Raw genomic sequence first — 16,537 nt, forward strand, 5'->3', positions numbered from 1 at the left:
TGAGGTTTCTGATTAGTGTTACCCGTAGTGCCAGGTTCCGGTAATAAGGTTTCGGTTTCTGCTGAGACTTCAGCGTCTGAGTGTGTTTCACCTTTGACAGGGGGAGCGTCATCTTGAGAGGTAGGATCTGGTGTTAAGGCTGTGGGTTCTTGTGTAGATGAGGCGTCATCTCCGAGTTTGTGCTCTGATACTGTCATTGCAGAATCTGTTGTGACTATAGGAGGCTTTTCTGTAGGCTGTGGCACCGAAGTCTCGGGTGCTGGTGCAGGGTTAGTGGCAGATTTTTGGACTACTGCAGGGTTCTTGCCTTCGGGATCAGATTTAGGATTAACGGCAGATTCGGTTACTACTGCAAGATTCTGGCCCTGAGTAACGGGTTTGCGCTCTGGTTTGTGGTTAGTAATACCTTCAGATTTGAGATTATCGTCAGATTTGGTGCTATCTACATTTAAGTTAAGGTTCCTGTTATCCGCAGGTTTTGTATCCTGACCAGTATGTTGTAATGCCGCCTTAGATTTTTCATTAGGATCTGATACTACTGTTTTTGGTTTCGTGTCAGAGTCAGCGCTATCTATGGCTACGTGCTCTACTGGTGGAATTTCATGCTCAGATCTATGCTGCAAAGTGTAATGTGTTGGTATGTTCCTAAGTTCTGATAGCAGAGTAGAATTACGCACGAGTAGCGCAATTCCCTTTTTAAGAGTTATTATAGAGTCCTCACTTTCCGTGTGGTGGGGATCAACACGGGGCACGTACGAGGGTGAGAGGTCTGAAACATGAGAGCATAAGATTCTGGGCTCTTGATCAGGAGCTACGTGAACCAATATATGGGAGGCTTTCTGTACTAGCAGTTTTCCGTTAGCGACCTCTAAGTCTCTGTATGTGTTTTTCCGCAGCATCGCTTTTGTTTCCCATAGGTTGGGCGAATCTGGCATCTGCTGCAAAGACAATTTTACTACTGTTGCCCCTTCACTTGGCAGTTTTCTGTGTAACAAAAAATCTTCCAGAGAAGATACAAAGTTTTGTAGATTTTCATCAGATTTGACACGAGTTGCATTGAGGATGGACTTGGGAAGCATCTTTTGACCAACGTGCAGGAAAAGTCCCGAAGGGCTCAAATACAAATATGCTGACGAATATGCTTGTGTAGGTTTTGCAGGTTTGAGAGGTATAGATATTGCCTCATCGTCTAGTTGCAAAAATACCTGGGGAGTGTTAGTAGAATCGCGGTGTATGCGAAGGAACATAGGATTGTTTTCCAATCTTCCCACTTCTTTTCCATCGTTATCTGCTAGAAGTGCAAGATAACCCTTCTTTATTATCGAAAATACGGGGCCAGAATTTTCTGCTGATGTCAAATTTGGTATATGGTCTGATACATACGGCATAACGTCTGAAAGACTCTCTGGCAGCTTACCGTCTAGTTGCTGTATGTAATCCGTAGTTTCTAATTCAGATGGAGTGATGAGAGCACCATTCTTGTCAGAAAATACGAATTTGTACTGTATGTCGCCGGTATTTAAACGCGTTGGAACGGCCTTCAGAAATTGATATTTTGGCGGAATTTCTACCGTGTTGCCGTCGGTGCCTTTGCATAGAAGTAGTTCGTCTACAAAGTAATATCCGTAGGGGGAAATTTCCTTCTTCATTCCATTTTTCAGTGCTATCCCCGCGTAATATAGAACATCCTGAGTGTTTTGAAGGACATCCATGGGAAGTTGTATTGCTTTTCCTATAAACACAGATCCAGCTGGCTGCGTGCTAGTGGCCTCTGTATGTACATCTCTGGTCTTTCTTAGTAAGGTGGTATATCCTTCATGGAGAGCGACACCGGTACTTCCTACATCAACTGACTCAACGTATACGGGGGCGCTCCAAAGTTGTATATAGTCGCCACCTATTTCCCACTGGTCCTCATCCAATTCATCATCTTCTTCTTCCCAGGTGTCCTCCTCAGCAAGAATTGCGGCAGTTTCTTGCGGCAGTGAAGTTTCTACTGCTCCCTCTTCAATGTGCGTGTATGAAGGGGTTTTCGACATGTAATATGGGAAATTCTTTTTTGTGAATGATCTCAATAACTCACTTGAGTAAGACACGGGTTCTGAAACAGCATTAGCGGTATCGCACAGTATCCTGAGATTGTTGTCCCCAGTTTTTTCTATTATGCAAGGTGCGTACATGAATTGCTGTGTTTCATCCAAGAAAATTGGGATAACTCTCCTCTCTTCAGACGGTGATAGCGAAATTTCTGACTCCTTTAAAATCGCTGTTATTTCTCGCGCAGATATACCTTCAGAATCTGAGGAAACCGCATTCTCTAAAGCATTTCCTACATGTATCGGGATAGCATATTCCCCTGGAAGGATGTGCTGAGAGGCATCAGAGCCCTCTGTAGCAAGTAATTTTACCTGCTTAAGTAGCGCTATTGCAGATGATGCTTCTTCTACTAAAGTGACTCCAGGCGAAAGGTCCTTAGATAAAGACGTTTGCCGGTCATTTATCAACAGATATATAGGATAATTCTCCAGTGAAGAGTTTATAATATCGAGTGCTTGTTCGGGGTCCTGTAGAACTTCTTTCCAGTTTATATGTATGCTTTCTGATGGCCTGAGAGGGGAATCATCGACGTACATATCACTTCTCAGATGTATTAAGGAGAATCCGTCCTTGCACATCTTGAAAACCATTCCCTCGTTGAAAAGTTTACCTACCTTGCTAAGAGGAACCGCGAGATTCTCTTGATTCTCTTGGTGGGAAATATCGTAAATATAAACGGATTTCTCGTGTGAGCTGGAATCATGATCATCATGCATCAATTTGTATATAAGCCCTTCAGCATATGTTGCAGCTGGAGAGTTTGTAGCGTTATCTATAGCTGATGTAACGTCCTGTAGGATGGAGGTGTGTGTTTTCAGGTATTCAAGATTTGTGCACGAAGGTGTGGTGCCAGTTTTTATCTCCCGGGGGATAAATGTGTGTACTTCACGAAAGTGTGCAACCTCTAGTGGTGCGCCATATTTATTGCAGAATCTCAACTTAATATTTGGCGCTGAATCTTCCCCCGGGAGGGAATTCTCTACCAGAAATGGTCTCAAATAATGATACTCAGGAGGAATGGAGAGCATCACATTGCTGTCCTGGTACACTATTTGGTTTCCTAAAAAATAGTACCTAAGATAAGGTAGGTGATATATCGTGCCCGTGTCGGTTTGCGCTAATGCCCTCAGATAGCGCGCTTCCTCCATACTATCTTCTAGCTCGTTACCGGCAAATATCTTTATCTGTTTCCCGTAAATGGGACTCGCAGCATATCCATTAGGATATATCAAATTTTTTTCTGTCATACACTAATAAAGTAAGGTCGGAAATTGATATGTAATTCGAGTTAAAAATTCATGAAACTGTTTCAATTTAAGTTGGGAGGTGCCCGATTAGTTTGTATGCTGCATGTTGAGTTCTTGCCACCAGATAGAGGGTTAGGATATGAAGCATTTTGGGAATTGTGTGCTAAGTAGCCCCCAGAGCCGTGTATTGTGTAGATAGGAAGATAAAATTTGACTTTATCAAGCAATGTGTGCTTTATTCTACGCCTTCTCAACGGGAATAGCATTTGTTGAGAATTAGTATTGTGAAGCGTTGGTGCTATAAGCACGCATAGAAGGGCGTTATAGGTGCCGTATACCATGAAATATCTGCAGCGATCTCATATTCTAAAACATGAGATGCTGCCTTCATGTAGTGTATGGCCTTTTTCGCTATGGTAGCGTTTTAGCGACGTACAACACGATACAAAATCCAGTTTGACTCATTGCAACATAGCTCATGTTTTGGTGGGACCGAAACAAAGAGCAACAACAAGAGTAATTCCTCGTAATTCAAGATGTAGGAGTGTAACGAGAATGAAAGTGATTAACAAATGTACATTGCGAGGTTTAGTTCTCTCGCACGTAAGGTCTTTGTCCGCATTCTAAAATGAGTCGACAACGAAACTTCTCTACCACCGGGCGGCGAAACATGCACGAACCTGTTGTTTTTGGCCGATAGTTCATACTTCCCGCATCTGAAGGATACCTGTTGCACGATGCATAAAGGTAAGGTGATTGAGAGGAATTTTTATCAATATTCAAGGTATCTACAATGAAATCTTCAATAAATAAGCGCGTTATAGTACGTGATGGAAAAGAGACTACGAAGGGTGCTCCAGAAGAGGTGAAGCCCCTAGAGTGGAGTGGTGAACAGGCAAGTGGCTTCAAGAGTTTCGCAGACGTTGAGAAAGACTTTCAAATAACATACCAAGTGAATGGAAAGGCAGTTTCCCAAATGGGTCTAGATATAGAAATACGTACTGTATCAGAGATGAGTGAGTCTGCGCTAAAGAGTGCCAAATCCACAATAAGGAAGACATTAAAGGCATTTGAAGCGGAATTTGGAGCTATACCTGCCTCTGAGGAACCACGAAAAATTACTTTATACTTATTTGACGACAAGCGCTCACTCGCAGATTCCATGCAGGACATGGGAAGAGAAAGAAGTTCTTCAGGTATATGCTGGCCTGACCATGGTAAGATATATGCTGCGCAACTTGGAAAAAACAAAGTAGGGAATCTGGCGCATGAATTAACCCACCAGTTGGAATACTACGCAACAGGAGGACTACACAGTCGTGACGAAAGCGCGCGATTTTTGGGAGAAGGAATAGCAGATTACATACAGTACATAGTTCAGAACAACAAAAAAGTGAATTTGGACTTCATGGGGAAAGCTGAAGGTATTCTAAAACTTCTTAATGAAGATGCGGAGCTAAGAGAGGCAAGGACCATCAGTGAAATTGCTTCCATAGTAGAGGCAAGGAAGATCCAGCAGAAAGAGCTGAAAAGTTTTTTCCGCAAGGTAGAGAAAAAGCATGTCAGCACTGGAGATGAAGTGTTAGACCTTCTAAGGAAGCATGAAGTTGTTATTAAGAACACTGATTATGCCAGGATAAGACGTGCGGAAAATGTCGAGGAGGCTTTAGATGTAGTAAAGGAATATAACGACAGCAATAATTACAACAAGCTCGTATACGGCATGAATAGAGCTATTGTAAAATACCTGCAAGAGAACAAACCCGGGATAATTTCTGAAACATTTAACAGTTCGTATAAGGCGTCGTTACAAGAGAAAACGCTTTACGGAGACTCGCCTTCAAAAGCAATATTGCCTGAAGGTGTAGACGCACTTTCGGCAGAATTCATGAGTTGGTTGTCAGAAAACACAGTTGGGAATTTCTCTAATAATCATGAAATGTTGTCTGCTGTGCGAGGTGAAAGAATTGGCTACGCAAACATCATTGATGCAGGAGAAGTGAAGAAAGCTGAGGTATTTACTGTCAAATTGGAAGACAAAGATCATCGAGAAGTTGGCACTCTTTCACCAGTGGAACACATATCTAGCAAAGGTGTAATAAGGGTGCTTAATACAAGTACCAATGACCTTATAAGAATAGATAGTAAGTACTACAACCTAAAGGCTGTGGACACCATTTATGGACGTAAGTACGTCTATTGCGATTCAGAAGGTAACGAGTACTTCAGAAGTGCGGAGGATTTTGTCGTAAACGGAATGGCAGAAGTGCTAGGAAAATACGACAGAAGCTTTGAAGATTTGAGACTATTGAAGAACGAGATGCACTGGGCATATCTAGATCACATTGCGGCAATGGATGTGAAGACCCAAAAGGCATTGTTTTCTAACATAGACCACATGTATGCCCTGTTAAAGAAGAGCATACCGGATATAACAGATGAACGCTATAGGGATTTCGTTGATATAGAAGGCTTTACTAGCGCAAAGTTGGGGACCGATGTACCAAATTCTGAGATACTAGAAGTAATTCTCAAGATGATTCATGCTTATGAAACGTATACTTCTGAGATCGTACAATCGCTTGTATTAGGTGTTGATACAGGCACAGAAGAAGCGGGTATGTTAGGAAGGATTCTTAGATCTCTTGTGTACATAGATCCAGGAGCAGTAGTCGGTGTAGGGCCAGATAGCTTTGAAGAAGCAGCTTCAAGTCGTTTGGGTAACATAATAACCCTAGAAATCAATGGGAAAGGTGACCTTAGCGCAGTGTCTGCATATGGGGACTATAAAAAAATTGGAGAACTTCCTACTAATGTAGGTGTATATACCAGATATACAGACAGTGAGGGGCGTGTTGTCGATAGGTGTATTGTGTCCAATACACTAAAAGGTCTACATACCACATACCCCGGTTCTCCGCTTATAGTTGTCACCGAGGACCCTGCAGGCGGCAAGAGGGTCAACTTAGTGTCTGATGTAGAAGTTGATGATGTGCGCAGTGAGCAAGCTCAAGTAGAAGTCAATAGGTTTTTAGATCTTGTGTCCAAGGGTACGGGCCACAGTGAAAGTTTTCCTGTATCTAAAGGGATTAGTATTGTAACACATGACGAACGGAAAAATGCTCAATTAGATCAGGAAAAAGCCTATGCAGTAAAGGGGCCCAAAGTTGAAGATAGGGGTACTGAAGACGTCAGTGATGACAGATATGAGGCCTCTGTAAAAATGGGTGATAAGATGCTTATACAGAAATTGTCCAGTATGGAGTTTTATATAAGCGAGGACAGAAAAGATGACCAGGGTAATACTATTGATGCCCCTAATTTGTTTATAGGAGATAGGGTGGTTGATAAGAGATTTCAGTTGCCTGAATCCATAACGCACTTGAAGTTGGTAAGAGACGAAAGGGAGAACATATTCCTTGTCCCTTGTACCAAAACTGGGAATATAAATCCACATGGGATGCCAGAGGATATAGGACAATATGCATATATAGATCCTATTTTTGCTTATGGACGCATGGAAATGGAAAGCGTGTCTAGGCACGCACGATTTGAACTTATAGATTTTTCCAAGTATGTTACGGGTAAGCTGTTCAAAATTGCTCCAGACATAAATGATCCATCCGTACCTAAGGATAGTAATGGTAATCCATTGCGGACTGCCGCAGGTAACACGTATATGACTAGGGTAGCGATAATAGATGAATCATCTGGTGAAAAGATTGGAGAGCTTGCTAGCGCCCCAACGTTTTTCCAAGGAGATGTATTCTTGTCGTTTGACCGTAGCTATAGCCACAGTGACTTTATTTCGTCCTTATACCATCATGAGGTTGAAGTAGAAAACTCCGGCCCAGGGCTAAAAAGACTTACCCTGAGCGGGGAAGGTGATTTAGGCACTGATAGCGGGTACAGCAATTACTATTCCTTCTATCAGAGAGCACGAGAAGGGGACCAACAAGATGAAGGGGATCAACAAAATCCTGTTTCTCCTAATGTACACGACACACAGCAAACGGATACCGTTACCCATGTATTTGAAGAAACCGAGCATAGCCTCGAAGATAAGACACAAGGTGGTCACTGCGTCTTACCTCAAGAGGTAAAGATTTACAGAGACATTACTTATTCAGAAAGCACGGAGTTGGGAGACACTTCTATCACTATGAAAATTACTGGACACAAAGTTGTAGACGGTGAGGATGTCCCTGTCTACAGCCTAAGCATTCTTAAGCAGAGTACTGGAAGTCATGTTCAGTTTCCAGAAAGTATTACCCACCTGAAAGTGGTCACTCTAAGTGGAAAAAAATTCTTGGTGCCATGTACCTCAAATGGTAGTGAAAATCCAGTTGGCATGATGGACGATATAGCGAATCATAGGTACATAAACCCTATTTTAGTGCATGAGAATGTTATTTCACGTGGCTATGGCGGCGCAATGGTGTTGGTACCCGTTGATCTGAATATGTATTCTGACAATACGCTATTTGCAATGCGTCACGCTGGTGAAAAATTTTATTCCACACCAGATATACTGCCAGTAGGGAGTACATCTGCGGTGCATCTGTACCATGGAAACACAGAAGTTGGTGTGCTATCAAGCAATATGAGCGTAAGTTATGGTGGCTTGCTCGAAAATCCAAAAGGTAGTTTTCATGACATGCCGGGATGCAGCTTGGGGCATGGAGATATGGAACCTGTAATTCCACACGTTGATGCTACGCCTGAAAACTCGCAGAAGCAGGTACGTGATATTGTTATGTACATGCAAGTAGGAACCCCTCCAGAGGGCCTTAAAGACCATGATCATTATCTACACCACAGGTGGGATGGCATGTCAGAGCACGTTCCTAATGTGGGAGGCGGAGCAATGAGCATATTAGGTATGGAAGAAGGCGCATATTACTGAGGAAAGACCTATCAACTAGATCTATAAAAGTTTGAAAGGCTTACAGGGTGTGATAGGTGCGTTAAGTGCCTGTCGCACCCTTATCATAGGTATGTGACACAACAATTAAAGAAGTTGTGTATAAAGGAGCCAATGTATTGCTAAAGTGAAAAATACTTGCTTTGTGTTTAAAGAAAAGCTTCTTATTATATAGCGGCGCGGAAAGGCAGTGAGGTGTTATGTTATGAGAAGTTTTGCAATTCTACTGTGTTGTATCTGCATAGGTCTTGGTGTAGGGTTTTGGTACAGCAAACACAATGCCACAGGGGTACAGGTAGTAAATGTTTATTCTTCCAGAAAAGAGGAACTGCTGCGGGATCTATTCAAGAAGTTTACCAAGCAAACTGGTGTAGAAGTCAAATACATAAATGATGAAGCTGCACAACTTATAGCTAGAATGGAAAGCGAAGGTCCTTACAGTAAGGCAGATGTGTTTCTCACTGCTGATGCGGTGAATTTGATATTAGCGAAGAAAAAAGGACTGTTGCAGCCTGTCAGGTCCGGAGTATTGGAAAAAGCAATTCCCGAAGTATATAGGGATCATGATGGATACTGGTTCGGACTGACTAAGCGTGCTAGGGTGATAGTCTACAACAAGGATATGGTCAGTGCCAATGACCTGAGTACATATGAAGATCTTGCCAATCCTAAGTGGAAAGGCAGCATTCTGGTCAGATCTTCCAGCAGTCCGTATAACCAGTCGTTGCTAGCCTTCATGATTGCCAATAATGGTGTAACTGCCACTAGGCAGTGGGTCAGGGGGCTAGTTAAAAACTTTGCTCGCAAGCCCAGCGGTGGAGATACCGATCAAATATATGCTGCAGCTGCGGGTGAGGGTGCCATAGCTATAGTAAACAGCTACTACTGGGGAAGGGTGAGCGCTTCTACTACTGCAGCAAACCGGAAAGTAGCAGAGAAATTGGCTGTGTTTTTCCCTAACCAGAAAGGTACAGGTGTCATGATGAATATCAGTGGCGGGGCCGTGGCAAAGCATGCTAAAAACAAGGAGAGTGCTATAAAACTTCTCGAGTTCTTGGTTAGTGAAGATGCGCAAAGAATTTATGCAGATGCTAATCAGGAATATCCCATAGTTCGTGGCGTACCTAGCTCTGATGTGCTTAGATCTTGGGGTAAGTTCCGTGAAAGTAGACTGCCGCTAGGAGACTTGGAAAAGTACACTGGTGAGGCAGTTAGAGTTGCCGATGAAGAAGGATGGAAATAGTGGATGAAAAGATACTAAGTGTGCTGGTTTGCCCAATAACAGGGGGAGAGCTGGTTTATGATGCTGAGAATAGCGAGTTGGTGAGCAAAGACGCTGGCCTTGCGTTCCCAGTACGTGAGGGTATTCCAATAATGTTGCCGCATGAGGCGAGGGAGTTAAGTTGAGTTCAATGTGAGCTTTCTTCATTGCGACACGGGTAGTATGTATCGCTCCGCTTCTATGGAGCGATACCCCTAAACTTTATTTGGTTTTTGAAGACTTCACCAACCAATCTCTGTAAACGTCTCCGTCCTTTATCAGACTTAAGGCAATGAATGCCACAAGTGCCCAAAACATCACATACGCTCCAGGAGCCAGCCTATAGCCTGTCGCGTGTATTAGCCAAGTGCACATTGCCGGAGCTGTACCACCGCAAATGGCAGATACGTTTCTTGAGATAGCGAACCCTGTATATCTTACGTTCGTAGGGAATAGTTCAGACATTGCTGCACTGGATGGCCCAAGGGTTGCTGCAAATGGCACTATAAAGAGTAGATAGCCAATCACAATGTATGTGAGATTTCCCTGGCTTAGCATCCAGAGTACCGGTATTCCAACAATAAATAGCCCAACGGAAGCAAAACCCATGACTCTCTTTCTTCCAACCACGTCAGATAGTGCACCGAAAGCTACTGTTAACACACCGCTTATTATGACGCTTATCAGTTCAACCATTTCCCCAGTCTGAGGGCTTATAGTTACAATGTCAGAGAAATCTCTTATAAAACTTATGAAAAACACCATTAAGATGTGGAAAGAACAGTTCTCTATGCAGTCAATGCATATCGCAAGTAACAGCGGCCTCTTGTAGTTCCTAAACAGATATCCTACAGGGGACTTGGTTACACCTTCTCGTTCAACGTGTGCCTCATAAGCAGGGCTTTCACCACCCCTCATCCTTATGTATATACTGATTATTCCTATGACAAAGCCAATTACAAAGGGAATTCTCCACCCCCACACATTGAATTCGTCTCCTGATATGTACAACGACAACAGCTTCACAGCCATAGCAAATACTGCACCCAAAACTGCGCTCAACACCTCTAAACTACCGAATAAACCCGTGTTTTTTGCCTTTGAGTGCTCTATAAGAAACGTGGCATTGCCTGCTTCGCCTCCCAGTGATATTCCCTGTAACAGCCTGCAAGCTACAAGCAACACTGGAGCAAGAATCCCCACGCTCTGATAAGTAGGAACGATAGCCATAAACCCTATCGGTACAGACATTGAAATTATAGAAATAATAAGAGCAGCCCTTCTGCCGTACTTATCGCCTATATGTCCGAATATGCTTGCTCCAAATGGTCTCATGCAAAATCCAACCGCGAAGACGCAAAAACTACTGAGCAAAGAAGAATACTTGTCACTTTGGGGGAAAAAAAGCTCTCCTATTGTGCTTGCAAGGCTTCCAAACAATATATAATCGTACCATACAAGAGTGTTGCACACTATTGTCGATAGCACGGCCTTCCTAACTTTGCCTCTATTCATAGAACCTCCGACTGATAAAATCACGCAGAGCGCAGGACCCCTAGGTAACGCCAAGAAACTCGGCACAGGTCAAATTACTGTGGCACACAAACGAATCACATTCGACACGAGTTGCGATAGAATCAGGCGATCACCCTCAATGGCAGACTACCTGGAGCAGGAAACAGCTGCAACTACACCACACAAACAGTGCCTGTGATTCTACGATACAATGCGGCTTTTGTCAGCAAACTGTTGAAAATTTTTTTAAATTGACTCCAAGTACACTGGTGATACAATCAATAGTTCGTTGTATTGGAAGCTTTTATAGGATGTCCGTAAAGATAAGGTTGATGAGATTGGGTGCAAAAGGCAGACCCTTCTACAGGGTTGTCGTTTCTGATTCTCGCGTGCAAAGAGATGGGAAGTTTATAGAGCAGCTGGGTTTTTACGATCCTATGGTGTCTTGCGGTGAGCCTGGGTTCCTGAAAATAAACCAGGAGAGGTTAAGCTACTGGCTAGGAGTAGGTGCTCAACCGACTGACAGGGTGTCTTGGTTCATAAAGAAAGGCTTCGTTGAAGTAAAGAGTAAGTCCGCGTAGCTGTAGTGTCCTGTATTATGGGTGTGCTCTAGGCGTTTGTGCAGTGAAGGATTTCTCCGTTTTTTGTACAGGATGGGCTTATAAGATCCTCTATTATCTCCAGGAAATTGCATAATCTTGCAGACTTTGTTACATCGTCCAGCGATTCTAGATGCTCCATGTCGCCGTCGTAAACCTTTGTGGGGCAAATTGCGTTTATGTGTATCGAAGAAAGAGCAAGCTCTGAAGCAGCAAGTTCTGTGAAGTCTGCTAATGACTTTTTTGACAGCAAATACGTAAAATATTTTGTGCTATTCCTTGTAATGTTTGAATCTATTACGTTTACTATTTTCCCTCCTGGGGCACACCTAGATGCAAAATATTTTGTGAGAAAGATAGGGGCCCTAACGTGTATATTATAATCACGTGCGAAGTCTGATTCCGTGCAGTTTTCTAAGGTATTTTCGTAAAACAAAGAGGCATTATTTATCAGTACGTTGCAATTCTGTACCGCTGAGAACGAGGACGATATAAGCTTTGCAATTGAGGAAAAATCGCATAAATCTGCTTCAAACAGTACACACTTTCTGCCGTACTTGTTCTGTATAATGCTCTGCAAGCTGAGAGCATCTGCGCGAGAAGTGTTGTAATGTGCAACAATATCAAAGCCGTGCTTTGCTGCCATGAAAATAGCCATGGCTCTGCCTATTCTGCGTGCAGCTCCTGTTATAATTACACTGCGTCTTGTATGCATGCCACGCCTCACAGCAAACCAACATGATAGAAAAAACACCCACCTGCACCGTTTGCAAGTGAAATTTAAGTTCCCGATAATGTGTTACGCAAAATTGCTTCCCTTCATAGCGCGTTTTAGCGTGCGATGTCTATAATATCGGTGAAGCAAAATCCATAATGCTCTAACCACGCAGGTTGATTCCCATATAGACTTCTAAGATCGCTTATGCCGTACTTGAGCATAGCAACCCTCTCTATTCCAATGCCAAATGCGAATCCACTATACCTCTCATAGTCTATATTTACATTTTCCAATACTCTGTGGTGAACCATACCACAACCTAAAATCTCAACCCACTTTCCATGTTCATTTTTTATGTCAATTTCCAGCGATGGCTCGGTGAATGGGAAAAAACTTGCTCTCGTACGGTATTCTACAGCATTTCCGAAGAGCCGACGAACGATACAGTCAATAGAATACTTCAAATGCCCCATATTGACGCCTTCATCTACAAAAAGGCCCTCAGCTTGGTGAAACATCGGACTATGAGTAGCGTCCCAGTCGTTTCTATAGACCTTTCCCACCGAAAATATTTTTATAGGAAACGACAAAGATCCCCCTTCCATCACTCTAATCTGCACAGATGATGTGTGAGTACGTAACAACATCCGCTTTCCATTCAGTGACTTTGCTAGATAAAAGGTGTCATTCTTGTCTCGCGCAGGGTGATGTGCAGGAGTGTTCAACGCGTCAAAAACATGGAATTCATCTTCAATGTCCGGACCATCGGTGAAAGAAAAACCAAGAGAAGACAAGATCACCCTTATTTCAGCTATGACTCTTGATATCGGATGCATTTTACCACGGACTCGCATTCTTGCAGGCAGGGTTACATCTAGCCGCTCCTTAGCAAGGCGCTCATACATTGCTGCACGCGAAAAAGATGCCCTTTTGTCGTTTATTGTAGCCTTCAAACTGGAGCACACAGAATTCAACAGTTCCCCGACATGCTTTCGCTCATCAACATTTGGAATGCCAGAAAGTCCTCGGAGCAAAGACACCAAAGAACCAGATTTTCCCAAGTACTTGGACCTTACTGCCTCTAACTCTTCAATGGAAGAACAAGAATCAACGGAAACACTGGCCTCTGAGCCAAGATCACGTATCCTGCTGAGTAGCTGCTGCATTTTGCACACTATGCGCACTAGAAACGATGCTGACCAGGTTATCAAAACAAGCTTTGTCGTTAACAGCCATATCCGCCAAAACTTTCCGATTTAGATTTATGCCGCACAACTCGAGCCCCTTCATAAACTCAGAATACTTCAGCCCACAAAGCCTAGCCGCTGCGTTTATCCTTATGATCCACAGACGACGGAAATCTCTCTTACGATTACGCCTGTCTCTGTATGCATAAGCGAGTGCTTTCTCATAGCGCTGCAAAGCCGCACGATAGCAATTCTTAGAACGACCCCTATAGCCCTTAGCGAGAGCGATTACTTTCTTATGCCTAGCCCTAGTAGTTACGCCACGTTTTACCCTAGCCATCGAATTTCCTATCTATAAAAACTAAAGACCGTACGGAATAAATGAGCTCACTATACGCGAATCAGCAGCGCTCAAAGCCGCTGTTCCACGACGAACCCTGATACTGCGCTTGCTTCTCTTCGTCATTCCATGACGCTTGCCGGATTGAGCACACACTAATTTACCACTTGATGTAACGCTAAGCCTCTTTTTTGCTGAAGACTTAGTCTTTAACTTAGGCATATGACCCCGCACTCCATCACAACCACTCAGCTTACATACTTATCTACATAGTGTCAATACGAGTGGTGTCAGTTTTAACACTCATAAGCGGAGTTGTTTGAATTTACAATTCAGGAGTGTGCATACATAACGAGTGTTCCATGCAGGATATACATTGATTAGGTGATGTATGAGCTTGCACATCGTAAACTTGAAGTTTTGCATGATGCTGGCAATGCACTCCACGCGTGTTGCTAGGTTTAGGGTGTACGTTATTTATGCATGTTGAAGGAATGTCATTGAAATTGCCTATAATACGACTTGTGGAGTTCTGGAAAAGCTGAAAATTCTTGACACTGGTGGAGTACATGCTACCATCCGCTGCGAAGCCCGCATGACATTTGATTAACCTATTGTTAGGGGTTGTGGTCTAGTGTTTGGGTCTATACAGTTTCTTGAGTTGGGGTTCTTTGGGGATGTCGTCAAGCAATGAGGGAGCGCCGTTGATGCCTAGGGCTGTTGCGGTGTGGCTAGTGGATAATACAGCGCTGACTTTCAAGCAGATAGCAGAGTTTTGTGGGCTGCATGTTTTGGAGGTTAAGGGCATTGCGGATGGAGAAGTTGCTAAGGGCGTCGTAGGATGCAATCCCGTAGCGATGGGGCAGGTTACTAAGGAGGAAATAGAGGCCTGTCAAAAGGATCCCTCTAGGATACCTAGGCTCGTTTCTTATACTAGTACTGGTAGCGGTAAGCTGTCCAGGAAGAGGAGTGTCCGATATACTCCCGTAGCTAGGCGCAGAGATAAACCCGATGCGGTGTGTTGGATACTTAAGTACTGTTCTGAGATGCACGATTCTCAAATCGCTAAGTTGATAGGAACTACCAAGGCCACTATTACAGCTGTTCGAAACAGAGAGCATTGGAACTCCAGCAATATAAAGCCAAGAGATCCGGTGCTGTTAGGCTTGTGTACTCAGGCTGATCTGGACGAGGCTATTATGAGAGCGCGTATGGTGGCCGAGAGAGAGCAGAGAGTCAGGAACATGATGAACAGCAACGAGGAGATGCGGCGCAGTAAGGAAGAGAGCTTACATCAGGTTGATGGCGGTAGTGCCTAGACGCTGCGCGAAGAGCAGGTAGCTGCTGGCTGTACTTAGTTCTAAACTTACCTTTCGTTACTTGCTTTTTCCCAGTAGCTTGTCGCGTGCTTGATTCAGCTTGCGCGCAAAATAGGGCGATCCACCCTTATCTGGATGTGAGGACTTCATAAGTTTGTGGTAAGCAGCCACTATATCTTCTCTTGTTGCCGAATTTGGGAGATCCAATATTTCCAGTGCTTCCTCCTTTGATAGCGAGTCATTTTGCGGTGTGAAGCCCTTGCTGTGATACGATCTTTCATGCATGTCACCCATCATTCTATTCAGGATGGTACGGAAGTCTTCGCCAAAGCTCGCATGCAAAACACTGCTGCGTTTTACGAAAAGATAAATGGTCATTATAACGACGGGCAAAACGAACAGAGAGCCGATTATACACATCAGAACAAAAAACGCAAAAAGCATGCTACAAAGGAACTAAATTTGTGCTATACACTAGGAAGCTACCGTAAAATTCAGCAACTTCTCGTGGATTATACTCTGGTAGTTTGTGGCATTGCAAGGTTTGTTTATGTTTATACAAATTGAGGATACTCCTAATCCCGATACTCTAAAGTTTTTATTAAATACTGAAATTCCCGTGGCAAAAAGCGGAGTAGAATTTTCGAATTCTAGTGAGGCTATGACTTCTCCTTTAGCAAAATTATTGTTTGAAGTTGAGGGCGTTGCGAGCGTATATTTTGGGGGCGACTTTGTTTCTGTGACCAAAGTACGGGATATTTCGTGGGACGTACTAAGACCTGAAGTTTTAGTGGTGCTGACTGATTATTTTTCTGCTGGCAAACATGATGCATCTTATAGCGGCGATTCAACCGCAGAAGAGGAGGAATTTTTTGATGCTAAGGATGAGTCTGTAGTGCAAAAAATAAAAGATCTTATAGAGAACTATGTCAGGCCAGCGGTTGCACAAGATGGCGGAGACATAAGGTTTAGAGGATACAAGGAAGGTGTAGTTTATGTACATCTTCGCGGCGCATGTTCTGGGTGTCCAAGTGCAGAAATGACTCTGAAGGACGGAGTCTACGGCATGCTGAGTTACTACATACCCGAGATTTCTGCTGTTGAGAATGTGTAGCTTGTCATAGATTTTCTGCTAGGTTCATCTACTTGAGAGCGACACTTTCTTATGTACGACATCTGGAAAGGGACGTATATCCGCAGAAGAGAGCTTTTCACTGGGCGAATCATTTGCAGCTAGATGAGTTATGGACGCTTTAGAAACAGCGCATTTAGCCTTTTTATATTTTATCTTCAGAGCTTTGGACACAGAGGATAGGAGAGGGACTTTCTT

14 protein-coding genes are annotated in these 16,537 nt (G+C 43.4%); 6 read left to right on the top strand and 8 right to left on the bottom strand.

Annotated features, from left to right (window positions below):
• The coding region (locus tag R4I06_RS02625) for a hypothetical protein (protein WP_334413980.1) at window positions 1-3,344 on the bottom strand (3,344 nt) is incomplete at its 3' end.
• A 793-nt stretch (window positions 3,345-4,137) separates the two neighbouring features.
• Here R4I06_RS02625 and R4I06_RS02630 point away from each other — a divergent pair.
• The 3 genes from R4I06_RS02630 (at window position 4,138) to R4I06_RS02640 (ending at window position 9,675) form a co-directional block, all read left to right on the top strand.
• Window positions 4,138-8,250 (top strand): hypothetical protein, encoded by a 4,113-nt coding sequence (locus R4I06_RS02630; protein WP_334413982.1) that lies wholly within the window; start codon window positions 4,138-4,140, stop codon window positions 8,248-8,250.
• A 223-nt stretch (window positions 8,251-8,473) separates the two neighbouring features.
• Window positions 8,474-9,511 carry an extracellular solute-binding protein gene (locus tag R4I06_RS02635; RefSeq protein ID WP_334413983.1) on the top strand — a complete coding sequence of 346 codons (1,038 nt, stop codon included), beginning with the start codon at window positions 8,474-8,476 and terminating at the stop codon, window positions 9,509-9,511.
• Window positions 9,508-9,675 (top strand): Trm112 family protein, encoded by a 168-nt coding sequence (locus tag R4I06_RS02640; protein WP_334413997.1) that lies wholly within the window; start codon window positions 9,508-9,510, stop codon window positions 9,673-9,675. Before R4I06_RS02635 ends, R4I06_RS02640 begins: the two co-directional genes overlap by 4 nt.
• Window positions 9,676-9,751: 76 nt before the next feature.
• On the opposite strand, the gene R4I06_RS02645 is transcribed toward R4I06_RS02640, so the two are convergent.
• The gene (locus R4I06_RS02645; RefSeq protein WP_334413984.1) at window positions 9,752-11,044 is read right to left on the bottom strand and encodes an MFS transporter; all 1,293 of its coding nucleotides are present in this window, start codon (window positions 11,042-11,044) and stop codon (window positions 9,752-9,754) included.
• 311 nt (window positions 11,045-11,355) lie between these two features.
• Here R4I06_RS02645 and rpsP point away from each other — a divergent pair, with 311 nt between their 5' ends.
• Entirely contained in the window at window positions 11,356-11,625 is a 270-nt protein-coding gene (rpsP, locus tag R4I06_RS02650) for a 30S ribosomal protein S16 (RefSeq protein ID WP_334413985.1), read from the top strand.
• Between the two features lie 28 nt (window positions 11,626-11,653).
• Here the strand turns inward: rpsP and R4I06_RS02655 are convergent, their stop codons facing one another.
• The 4 genes from R4I06_RS02655 to rpmI all read right to left on the bottom strand — a co-directional run bounded on the left by R4I06_RS02655 (window position 11,654) and on the right by rpmI (window position 14,110).
• Window positions 11,654-12,370, bottom strand: coding sequence for an SDR family NAD(P)-dependent oxidoreductase (locus R4I06_RS02655; RefSeq protein ID WP_334413987.1), 717 nt, complete (start codon window positions 12,368-12,370; stop codon window positions 11,654-11,656).
• Window positions 12,371-12,474: 104 nt separating this feature from the next.
• On the bottom strand, window positions 12,475-13,527 hold the full coding sequence (gene pheS, locus R4I06_RS02660; protein ID WP_334413988.1) for a phenylalanine--tRNA ligase subunit alpha: 1,053 nt from the start codon (window positions 13,525-13,527) through the stop codon (window positions 12,475-12,477).
• Window positions 13,499-13,888 carry a 50S ribosomal protein L20 gene (rplT, locus tag R4I06_RS02665; protein WP_334413989.1) on the bottom strand — a complete coding sequence of 130 codons (390 nt, stop codon included), beginning with the start codon at window positions 13,886-13,888 and terminating at the stop codon, window positions 13,499-13,501. Before rplT ends, pheS begins: the two co-directional genes overlap by 29 nt.
• 21 nt (window positions 13,889-13,909) lie before the next feature.
• A complete protein-coding gene (rpmI, locus tag R4I06_RS02670; RefSeq protein WP_334413991.1) occupies window positions 13,910-14,110 on the bottom strand; it encodes a 50S ribosomal protein L35 in 201 nt (66 codons plus the stop codon).
• A gap of 455 nt (window positions 14,111-14,565) precedes the next feature.
• Here rpmI and R4I06_RS02675 point away from each other — a divergent pair, with 455 nt between their 5' ends.
• Window positions 14,566-15,207 (top strand): cell cycle transcriptional regulator TrcR, encoded by a 642-nt coding sequence (locus R4I06_RS02675; protein WP_334413992.1) that lies wholly within the window; start codon window positions 14,566-14,568, stop codon window positions 15,205-15,207.
• Window positions 15,208-15,264: 57 nt separating this feature from the next.
• Here R4I06_RS02675 and R4I06_RS02680 read toward each other — a convergent pair whose 3' ends face one another.
• Window positions 15,265-15,651 (bottom strand): J domain-containing protein, encoded by a 387-nt coding sequence (locus R4I06_RS02680; protein WP_334413993.1) that lies wholly within the window; start codon window positions 15,649-15,651, stop codon window positions 15,265-15,267.
• Between the two features lie 106 nt (window positions 15,652-15,757).
• Between R4I06_RS02680 and R4I06_RS02685 the strand changes: the two genes are divergently transcribed.
• Window positions 15,758-16,321: a NifU family protein gene (locus tag R4I06_RS02685; protein ID WP_334413994.1), complete on the top strand. Its 564-nt coding sequence runs from the start codon at window positions 15,758-15,760 to the stop codon at window positions 16,319-16,321.
• A gap of 24 nt (window positions 16,322-16,345) precedes the next feature.
• On the opposite strand, the gene R4I06_RS02690 is transcribed toward R4I06_RS02685, so the two are convergent.
• On the bottom strand, window positions 16,346-16,537 hold a 192-nt coding region (locus R4I06_RS02690), incomplete at its 5' end, for a hypothetical protein (protein ID WP_334413995.1).

The sequence above is a fragment of the Anaplasma bovis genome (assembly GCF_036903315.1).
Classification (GTDB): domain Bacteria; phylum Pseudomonadota; class Alphaproteobacteria; order Rickettsiales; family Anaplasmataceae; genus Anaplasma; species Anaplasma bovis.